Annotated in this window: 5 protein-coding genes; 1 reads left to right on the top strand and 4 read right to left on the bottom strand. The window is 59.8% G+C overall.

The window, feature by feature from the left end:
* The 3 genes from GCT13_RS39645 to GCT13_RS39635 all read right to left on the bottom strand — a co-directional run.
* A partial coding sequence (locus GCT13_RS39645; RefSeq protein WP_152767368.1) for an amino acid permease occupies nt 1–299 on the bottom strand: 299 nt, incomplete at its 3' end.
* A 455-nt stretch (nt 300–754) separates the two neighbouring features.
* On the bottom strand, nt 755–1,945 hold the full coding sequence (locus GCT13_RS39640) for an acyltransferase family protein (protein ID WP_152767367.1): 1,191 nt from the start codon (nt 1,943–1,945) through the stop codon (nt 755–757).
* A 149-nt stretch (nt 1,946–2,094) separates the two neighbouring features.
* A complete protein-coding gene (locus tag GCT13_RS39635; RefSeq protein WP_152767366.1) occupies nt 2,095–4,008 on the bottom strand; it encodes an AAA family ATPase in 1,914 nt (637 codons plus the stop codon).
* Nucleotides 4,009–4,515: 507 nt separating this feature from the next.
* Between GCT13_RS39635 and GCT13_RS39630 the strand changes: the two genes are divergently transcribed.
* A complete protein-coding gene (locus tag GCT13_RS39630; RefSeq protein WP_227747246.1) occupies nt 4,516–4,845 on the top strand; it encodes a hypothetical protein in 330 nt (109 codons plus the stop codon).
* A gap of 182 nt (nt 4,846–5,027) precedes the next feature.
* Here GCT13_RS39630 and GCT13_RS39625 read toward each other — a convergent pair whose 3' ends face one another.
* The gene (locus GCT13_RS39625) at nt 5,028–5,951 is read right to left on the bottom strand and encodes a PilZ domain-containing protein (protein ID WP_152767365.1); all 924 of its coding nucleotides are present in this window, start codon (nt 5,949–5,951) and stop codon (nt 5,028–5,030) included.
* Nucleotides 5,952–6,000: the final 49 nt, after the last annotated feature.

The raw sequence follows: 6,000 nt of genomic DNA, 5'->3' as shown, positions 1-6,000 counted from the left end.
ACCGACACGATCGCGATCCAGTTGGCCCATGCGCTGATGAAGCCCACCAGCGCGCCATGCGAATAGCGCGCGTAGCGCACCATGCCACCCGACTCGGGGAACATCGACCCCAGCTCCGCATACGTCAGCGCGATCGCGAGAATCACCACCGCGCCAATCACCCACGCGCAGATCGCCGCGGGACCTGCGATCTTGGCCGCCTTCCAGGCGCCGAACAGCCAGCCCGATCCGATGATCGAGCCAAGCCCCGTCAGCATCAGCGCGAATGGGCCGATGTGCCGTTGAATAGAACTATTCAATTGTCTTCCTCATATCTCAGATGCACGGAACCGCCAGGTCGCTTCATCCTGACGCAGAATATTCCGGCTTTCCTTGTAATTCGATAGCGAAGCGCGACAGTTGTCGCAATGTGCGCAGCGAGACGTGTTGTCGGTAGAGCGCATGCCATCGAGCGAGTGCCGGATAGTCCCCGGAATGGCACTGCGCCGTCCAATGCAAATTGCGCATGAGGGTCATGTCGAATAAACATAACGCCGCGCGAACACTGATTTGACGGGGCGCGGCGACCCGCGTCCGGGAGCCGCAACAGGAAGACAGGCACGGCATCGACACGCGATTGCATGCGCGCTGGGTCGCGTCATGGTTGCCGAATGATGGGCGCGTCTTCACGCTATCGCTGACGATGCGCATTCACCTGCTATCAGCGAGCTTTCAACGAATGAAGCATCGGGCTCATTATCCCGACGCACTCGCGTCAAGTGCGCCGCGCCGGGTAAAAGCGCCCGTCGACGTGCGAGAGCAGCTTGCGCGACAGTTGCGTCGCACGGCCCTGGATCAATCGGTCCGAGAGGCGCGAGAAACCGTACGATGCAGAGAGCGCAATCAGCACGGTCACGATGAAGAGCGCAATCGACATATCCTGATCGGTCTGCTTGAATATGTCCGCGAAGAAATGAAATGTCGCGTACACACAGATGAAGTGCCACAAATAGATGCCATAGCTTTCCCGTCCTAGCGCCGCCGCGCATCGGCGGAATACGAACGCACCACGCGATCGCATCAGGTCGCGTATCGCATCGCACTGCGAGCCCACGAACAACAGGAACGCGACCGCGCTGCATGCGGCAAGCACGGGCGCGAATTGATGCCCTTTCGCGAGCCATACGCCAAGCGCCGCTGTCGCAAGCGCAAAGGCCAATGCGAGCGCGAAATAGAGCCACGCCGCGCGTCGGGTGACGTTCGACGTGCCCATCAAATGCGAACGAAAGCCATACCACGCCCACATCCCGACGATAAAGCAAGGCCCTTGCACGGGCGGCCAGAAATAGCTGAACGAGTTGTTTCTGACGTGACAGTCGAGTGTGCCGTGGCAATCGCCGATCAACATCGACGCAACGGAAAGCGCCAGCAACACCAGTGTCGCCAGCACGAGCCGCACGCGATTCATCGCCGCGAAGAACAGGAGCGGCGCGATCAGATAGAACAGCATCTCGACGCCGATAGACCATCCGCCAGGCACGACGTTATTGATCGCCGTCGGCGACAGCGCGTGAAGAAACAGTATGTTAAGCAGAACATCGATGGGACCGTGCGAGCCGAGAACCCATGCGCGCTCGTACCCCGACTGCATTGCGCCATAGCTGATCAACCCATAAACGGCAATTGCTACGTAATACAACGGAGCGATGCGAAAGAAACGTTTGATATAGAAACGCAATGTGACGTGACGCGCATCCACGCAACGTGCGTGATCGGTTTCAAGCGTCATGAAGATCGTGATCGCGCTGATTACGAAGAACAGCTGCACGCCGTATTGGCCCATGCGGGCCAGCAACGTCACGGCATGCGGCAGATTGGGAAACTGAAACGACAGGTGTACGGCGACAACCCCGACGATCGCGAGCGCCCGACCTGCGTCGAGCGCGGCAACGCGGCTTTTGTCCATCTGCAAGCCTCCTCGCGCTTTGACTGTGAATTACGCCCAATAATGGGCCGCGAGGTTCGTCGACAAAATATGTTCGGTGGAAGTTCCTGTTTTTTGTTTCGCTATTTTTTTGTTTAGCGACTGAGGGCGCCCGCGGTCGCGCGAATCGATCAGGCCGCCGCCGGCTGCTCCGCGAGATGCAGCGCGTCCCGGCTCGCCTTGTGTTCGTCGATCAGGCGATAAACCGTTTCACCCGGCACCGTCTCCGATTCGAGCAATTGCTCTGCAATCGCGCGCAGCACGGGCTCGTTGTCGCTCAGCAGCGTATAGCAGGCTTCGTTCAGATCCTTGAGCAAAATGTTCGCGTGTTCGATCGCGTTCTTCATTTGCAGACCTGCATATTGCGCAGGCAGCGCAGCAAGACTGAATAGATTGCCATCTGCGTTGAAGCCGAATTTCGACACCATGTCCAGACTGATGCGCGACGCTTCTTGCAAGTCCTGCGCCGCGCCACTCGACGCTTCCGAGAACATCAGCAATTCCGCATTGCGGCCACCCAATAGCACCTGGATTTCGTTGCGCATCTCCGTCTCGCGATACAGGTGCTTGTCCTGCGCCTTCGTGATAAGCGCGACGCCCAGTGCGCCGCCTCGCGGCAAAATCGTGACCTCTTCGAGTACGCCCGTGCCGAGCAGCGCGGCAACGAGTCCATGGCCGGCCTCGTGAACGGCGATACGGGTGCGCTCGTCTTCCGTCAGCGCGCGCTCCGCTCCATTCACATCGCCGATACGCGCGATCTTGATCGCTTCGACAAAATGCTCCGATGCGATCACGTCATCACCCGCCTTGCGCGCGACGAGACCCGCCTGATTGACGACCATCGCGAGCGTTGCGGGCGAAAGCCCCGTGGTCAATCGCGCGAGCTGGTTGAAATCGATGTCGTCGGATTTCGATTTCAGCTTCTCGGCATAGAAACGAATGATGTCCGCACGATCTTCGAGATCGGGCAAACGCACCTGCACCGTGCGATCGAAACGGCCTGGGCGGCGCAACGCTTCGTCCAGATTGTCCGGGTGATTCGTCGCCGCGACGATGATCACGCCTTCATTCGATTCGAAGCCGTCCATCTCCGAGAGCAACTGGTTGATGATGCGATTGCTCTCCGCTTCGACAGGGCCACCGCCCGTGTCCGTGCGTTTGGCGAGGCCGTCCGCTTCGTCGATGAAAATGACAGTCGGCGTATTCTTGCGCGCAAGCTCGAACAGATGCTTGACCTTCTGAATGCCGACGCCGTAGTACTTCGCGCTGAAATAGCTGCCGGTGATCGAAATGAAATTCGCGCCGCACTCGCCCGCGAGCGCCTGTGCGAGCCGCGTCTTGCCGACGCCGGGGCCGCCCGTCATCAGAATGCCGCACGGCGCGCGCACGCCCATGCCGGTGAACTGCTTCGGGTTCGTCAGATAGGCTTGAATGTCGGACAATGCGGCCTTTGCTTCGCCCGCGCCGATCACGTCGTCGAAGCACAGTGCGGGTGTCTTTTCGAGCAGCCGCGCGCCGCCCGTCATTTCACGACGCATGAACCACGCGAGCCCGCCGATCAGCAACAGCGGCAACAGCACGCTGATCACGTCGCGCGTCTTGTCGAATGCATCCGCCCAGCGCGCGGATCCCGTATGGACATTCGCATCGGGCAGCCATACGAGTTGATACGGAGAACGCGCGTCCGCCTTCATTTCGCCGAGCAGCAGTGCATTCGAAAAGGCCGCATTGTGATCGGTGACGTAGTACTTCGCTCCATCGCCCGTCGACACGAGGATCGCATTCGGGCTCACGCCGATGGCCGTCACGTTGTGATCGCGAATGTCGCGCAGCATTTCGGACGCGTCCCTTTCCTGGTGGGTCCACGGCGACGTGTCTTTGCGCATCTCACTCGCAACGCCTCCGAGTACCGGCGACGCCATCGCATTGCGCTGTTCGTGGCGTAGATGCAAAAACGTGACAAGCGCCGCGAAGGCAGTTGCGATCGCGCCAAGCATCACATAGCGGCCATAACGGGACCAGAACGTATTCTTTGCCGGTTTCATCAGTTGATTCCTAAAACGGGCCAAATCGTGGCCTTCACGGATGAACGTGAAAAAATAATAGGGAGCGCACCGCGCGAGATGCGCGCAACGAGGCTGGGCGGAATTGGGCCGGGCTGCAGAGCCGTGAGCGAGGAAGGGACCAGCTCTTTAGTGCAATGACGGTCGGTAAAAAAGAAACGTCCCTTTTTCAACGGCCGTGTACAACTAGCATTATGCCCAAGCCTTCGCCATTTCCAAAACAGTAGAAAAGGGCTTATTTCAGGGTTGATTCAGTTATTTGCCTTGTTCGCGACTGGCGCTGTAGAGAAGGCAGATCGAACGTCTGCCGGAAAGACTTCAAATCACCAGCGTATTCGCCGTCTATTCATGCAGACATCATGTCGACGCAAAGATCAAAACCTTTGTCGATTTCTTGACGTCGCACTTCAGACAAATGCTCGACAGCATTCTTCTGGACGAGCACAAGGATGAGACGCCTGGCCGTCTCTCGCGCGCAGTGGAGAACGTATGATGCACACGATCAGCTTCCCTCACTTTCGGGTACGTTATGCCATTGCGGCTTGCAGTGTCGCGCTTGCCGCGACGTGCGCCTATCAGGCGCCGGGTCTGATGCAGGCGATTCTCGTCGTCGCAGCGAGTGCACAATTGCCGCTCGAACGCCTTGCCGCAGAAGCGGCACTACCTGCGCCTGTCCCGGCGACAGTCGTTCCGGAACGCGAGCGAGCGCAGGCGCAGAAACCCGACGGATACGGCCGGGCTACCGTGCGCAGGCGTGGTGAACATCATGACATTCACGGCTATGAGCACAGTGTGAGCGACCATAAGTACTGGACGTAAGCGCCCCGTGCATTGCGTATTCGTCACGTCGCCCATACGTAAACAGAAGCAAGGCGAATAGAATTCTTTACTCGCCCGTGTCATGAGGACCGGTTTCCGCGCAGCCCTCGCAACCACGGGAACCCATTTGGCCGACGGCGACGTCGGCTTTTTTCCGTACTGCCGGTTCGGCCTGTGGCGGCTTATGCGAACCGCCCTTCTCCCGCTGCGGGATGTTCGCGTGCAACGGCTCCCGTCAGTACATCCAGAACAAAGTCGCTCACGAGCGCGCGCACTTCTCCCGAGGTATTGCCGAACTCCGCGCCGATCAGGGTTTCCCCGCCCTTCGTGCGCCGGTTGCGCGCAATGCAGTTCAACGGTGCCGTGCGTACGCGGCCCGCGCGTGCGAGCGGCAGCGAGAGCTTGAAGTGCTCGCCGGGCGCGGGCGAATTCGCGTTCACGAGCAGGCCCACGCCTGTCGAGCTGAGATCGACCGCGCGCACTTCCGTGCCGGCCATCGGCCGGTCGTTTCTCGACAGACGCGCAGTGACGTCGATGCCCACGCGAACATTCCGCCGCAGCGTGCGCGAGCGGACCTCCACGGGACAACGCAAATAGAGCACTTCGAACGGCATTGTGTGTCGGCCGATAACTTCCGACTGAAACGAGTAGCGGTAACGCCCCGCGATGAATTGACCGTCGATGGCTGCGCCTGACATGAAAGCGGGATCGATGTCATTGCCAGTGACGAGAACACTGACCTTCTCCAGCAGGCCGACGAATTGCGTGCGCGCCGAAATTCCACTGTCGTCTGCAAGCGTGACCACGAAATCCTCGGGGACGCACCCCGTCGTCGGAAAGCTTCCGATAAAGTCCTGCTCGTCGTGATTGCGATGCGTGCGCGCGGCGGGTGTGGGCGCGTCGCCGTGTGCCGGCTTCGCATCGTCGCGGTGCTCGCCGGGAAAGGTGTGCCGGTACGCGCCTAAAGCAAACAGCTTCTGGCACTGCGCTTCGCTGTGAACGACATGTCCCCGGCCTATCAGCAGCTTGCCATCCGCCGTGTAGACGGAGAACGGCAGCGGAACCCCGATCGTAACTTCCCGTTGCGACAGCGGCACCAACGGCATGGCTGGTCCTCTCCTCTCGTGGTGTTGTTCGAATTGCACTGCACTGAGA

It is taken from the genome of Paraburkholderia franconis (genome assembly GCF_009362735.1).
GTDB classification, from domain to species: domain Bacteria; phylum Pseudomonadota; class Gammaproteobacteria; order Burkholderiales; family Burkholderiaceae; genus Paraburkholderia; species Paraburkholderia franconis.
This window is presented reverse-complemented; position numbering and strand designations above follow the sequence as displayed.

Coding starts and splice junctions, on each gene's coding strand:
- GCT13_RS39640 (WP_152767367.1), bottom strand. CDS start 1,945: ATGGACAAAAGCCGCGTTGCCGCGCTCGACGCAGGTCGGGCGCTCGCG.
- GCT13_RS39635 (WP_152767366.1), bottom strand. CDS start 4,008: ATGAAACCGGCAAAGAATACGTTCTGGTCCCGTTATGGCCGCTATGTG.
- GCT13_RS39630 (WP_227747246.1), top strand. CDS start 4,516: ATGATGCACACGATCAGCTTCCCTCACTTTCGGGTACGTTATGCCATT.
- GCT13_RS39625 (WP_152767365.1), bottom strand. CDS start 5,951: ATGCCGTTGGTGCCGCTGTCGCAACGGGAAGTTACGATCGGGGTTCCG.